General features: G+C 59.6%; 2 protein-coding genes. Both read right to left on the bottom strand.

Features of this window, described 5'->3' with window-relative positions; translation table 11 throughout:
* Positions 1-53: 53 nt before the first annotated feature.
* Positions 54-1,157 (bottom strand): replication initiator protein A, encoded by a 1,104-nt coding sequence (locus KAY22_RS26090; RefSeq protein ID WP_004213366.1) that lies wholly within the window; start codon positions 1,155-1,157, stop codon positions 54-56.
* A gap of 601 nt (positions 1,158-1,758) precedes the next feature.
* On the bottom strand, positions 1,759-3,778 hold a 2,020-nt coding region (locus tag KAY22_RS26085), incomplete at its 5' end, for a Tn3 family transposase (protein ID WP_296626009.1).

Here is a 3,778-nt window from a genome sequence, read left to right as displayed (position 1 = left end):
GTATAGATGTATACACCTATACACCTATACACCTATACACCTATACACCTATACTAGCGCAAGGGGGCAGTCTTGTGCTTGTTGCGACAGAAGCCGATGAAGGCGGCGCGGGGGCTTTTCAGTTCCGGCCGCCCGCTGTCGATCCACCATGACACCCATTGGTCATAGAGCGCGTAAACGTCATAGCCAGGCGCAACGCTCTTGGCGTCGTGGAAGCCTTCGGGGTCGATATAGGGCCGCTCGGGTTCCGCCTCGATCGCCTCGACCGTATCCAGAGCCTCGCGATTGCGGAACGTGACCGTATCGCCGTTCATTTCCACGGCATAGTCGGGCAGATGATCGTGCGCGACGAGATCGCGCAGCATCGAGCGGAACACGCGCAAATGGCTACTCGCGCCGGTCTTTTTCTGTAGCGTTTCGACCGAGATCGACCATTTTTCCTGCGCGCCGCAATGCTTGCGCGCCAGCTCGTAGATACGCCGTTCGAGCGGCTTGCGGAGGCGGAAATAGTCGCGATGGAGCGTCAGGACGCTGCGCCCCTCAACCATCTTGAACAGCCAGTCGGATAGCGTGACCTTGATTTCCGACATTTGGCCGGAGCGGGTTTGCCGCACGATCCGCCATTCATTGATGAGGCCGAAACCTTCGGTGATTTCCTCGCCATCGGCCTTGATATTCGTGGTGATCCGCGTCCCCGACAGCCGCTCGAACGCGCTCCGCAGCCGGTCATAGCCGTCGCCATCGGTTTGCCGGTTGGTCCACACCAGTAGATCGCGAGCAGTGAGGTGCAAGGTGCGGCTCGGTCGCTCCCCCTGGTTCATCTTCCCGATGAGCTGGGAGATGCAGTAGATCAGAATATCCTTGTCGTGGATCGTCGCCAGCCCTTTGACGCTGGGGACGATTTCGAGCTTGTTGCCGTTATGCTCATAGCGGAACACGCGCCGATCGGGCTTGGTCGCGAGCGAGAAAATCGGATGCTCCATCGAGGCCATGTCATCCTTGGGGATGGCGTCGAGAACATCGCAAATGAACAGATCGGGATCGGGGTAGCGAACAGGCAGCAGGGGAGGGCGTCCCTCCGCGCCGTTCGGGGTTTCATTGACGGCAAGCGGGAGTTCGGGGTTTCGTTGACGGTCAGGCTCGATTCGGGGTTTCATTGACGCGCACCGTAGATTCGGGGTTTCATTGACGCAACGGAAAAGTTCGGGGTTTCATTGACGGGTGATCGCGATTCGGGGTTTCGTTGACGCAGATTCGGGGTTCTGGAGTCACCAGATTCGGGGTTCCGTTGACGCCGAGGGCAAAAAAACGCCCGATTATTCTAATATTTTCAGTTGCTTATGAAACCGCCAAAATCCCGTAACACGACTCTTTAACCCATATATTAACACTAGGCCGACCTGTGGATAACTTTAACCGCAGCGCCCACTCGACGCCGGATCATCGTGGTTTCACCCACCAGCGTCCCGCCAGATCGAACAACTTGTCCTGATTTTCGGGACAGAGGCAGCATGATCCACTCGCGCCGCGCTACCGGCACCGGTCAGAGGGAAGAAAAGCGCCGCCTCTTGGGGGCTTCGCCCCCGCCGGCTCGCGGCCTTCGGCCGCCCCGGATCGCTTTGCGATCCTCCCACCCGGCATCCCCATGATGAGCCGGCTTCGCCGGCACGCTTTTTGCTAGATTGAGGATCGTTTAAAGGCATCACCTCAAGGTTTGTGCGCCAGACAACGATTTCACGGACATTTCGAGAACACTGGTCATGCTACGAGCTTGAGCCGCGCCAAGGGGTCGTTCAGCGGCCGAAATTCGCCCATAGGAACACGCATGGCCTGGTCCCAAAGATAATCGCCGGTAAGGCTGATGTGCGCCCAGCCCATCGGCGAAAGATGGGCGAGGAGTGCCGGGTCAAATTCGGCATCGGTGGCAATGAGGTGCTGCATGGCCCGATCGAGATAGAGCGTGTTCCAATAGGCAATCGCGGCAATTAGTAGATTGAGGCCAGAGGCGCGATACTCTTGGTTTTCAAGGCTTCGGTCCGTGAATCGTCCCTGACGGTTGGTGTAGATGGCCGCTGCCAGGGTGTGGCGCGCTTCGCCCTTGTTCAGACCCGCCTGACATGCTCGCCGCAGCGCGGGCTGTTCTAACCAGTCGAGGGTAAACAGCGTGCGCTCGATCCGGCCGAGTTCGGCAAGCGCAAAATCCAGCTTGTTCTGCCGTTTGTAGGCCGCGAGTTTCCGCATGATGACAGATGGGGCGACGGTGCCATCCTTGATCGATGCCACGATCCGAACGATATCATCCCAATCGGCCTCGATCGCGCCAACCTTGATTGGGCGTCCCATCAGGCATTCGATGCCCTGATAGGTCGACGGGGCCAGGATGGAAGCGAGCTTGCGATCGGCGATGTCGCGCAGACGCGGTACGAACCGGAAGCCCAATAAATGACACAGCGCGAACACATGGTCGCTTGCGCCGCCGGTATCGGTATAGTGTTCGTGCAACGGGAGTTGCTCAGCGCCAAGGACAAGGCTGTCGAGCACATAGGGGGCTTCACCTGCGGTCGCGGACATGATCCGTGAGCCGTAAGATGCAAAATGGTCGGATAGATGCGAATATATCTTCACCCCCGGATCGGCACCATATTTGGCATTGATCTCGGCGGCGCCGGACCGGCTTCTTCCAGAGCGGAAAAACTGGCCATCGGATGACGAACTGGTTCCAGATCCCCAGTGGCGAGCGAACGGGAGGCGATGATGGGCCGCGACTATTGTCTGAAGCGCCTGCTGGTAATTTTCGGGCGACAGGTACCAGTTGTGGGTCCAGGCGATCTGGGCATAGCTCACGCCCTCGCTGGCATTGGCCATGCGCTCAAGCCCCAGATTCGTACCGTCCGCCAGGATGGCCGCGAGCACGGCATTCGGGTTGTCATGCTCCTTGCCGGATCGCAGGTCGCGAAACGCGGACAGAAAGCCCGTGCGTTCGGCCACCTCGACCAGCAGCTCGGTTATCCTGACGCGCGGCAATAGCCCGTCGAGCCGGCGGTCCAGCGTTTCGGCTTCGAGCGGAGTGATCGGCGGCATTTGCTGGATCTTCAATCGGTCGCGTTCCAGTGACACGCCTTCGAGTTTTCCGCCCTTCAGCTGCTTTGCAAAGCGCCTCAACCGCCAGTCGAGCGTTCTGCCGCGCTCGGCAAGGTAGGCCTGGGCATTGGTTTCGAAGGCAAGCTGCTCCAGGGCTTTCGCTGTGTCGCGGCGGCTCAGCAGATAGGCATCGAAGCGCTGATAGCTGCGGCTGCCCTCGACCCACACATCGCCGGCGCGCAAGCCATCGCGCAAGGTGGCGGCAACTGCGGTTTCATATAGCCGACGATCAATGCGCCCGCCGCTAGTAATGATCTGCTTCCATTTGCGGCTCGGGAATGGAAGCGGCGCGTTGTCCGGAAGTTGGCGAGCCTTGCGCTGGTTGGCATCCTTGATGATGTCGATGGCCTTGATCAACTGCGACCGACTGCCGGACGCCTTGAATGAGAACGCCTCGAAGAAGGCCGGGCTGAACCGGCGCAACGTTGCGTAGCGCTCGGTTGCTGCGACCAATGCATCTTCGCCCGCGAGATTGGCCAACGCGTCGACCTGGGCCCTTGCGGCGACCAGCTTGTGCCAGCCTACCATTTCATCGATCAGCTCGAGCGGATCGCCACCGTGTTGGACGGCTTCGTCGAGGGCCGAAATCGTCGCACCGAACAATCGCATCAGCTGGCCAACGGACTGGATGCTGTCC

Source organism: Rhizorhabdus sp. (assembly GCF_018006725.1).
Taxonomy (GTDB): Bacteria; Pseudomonadota; Alphaproteobacteria; order Sphingomonadales; family Sphingomonadaceae; genus Rhizorhabdus.
The sequence above is the reverse complement of the archived record's forward strand: the minus strand, read 5'-3'. Positions and strand labels throughout refer to the sequence as shown.

Excerpts from the sequence above, each read along its gene's own strand:
- KAY22_RS26090 (WP_004213366.1), bottom strand. The coding sequence starts at position 1,157 with ATGAAACCCCGAATCGAGCCTGACCGTCAACGAAACCCCGAACTCCCG.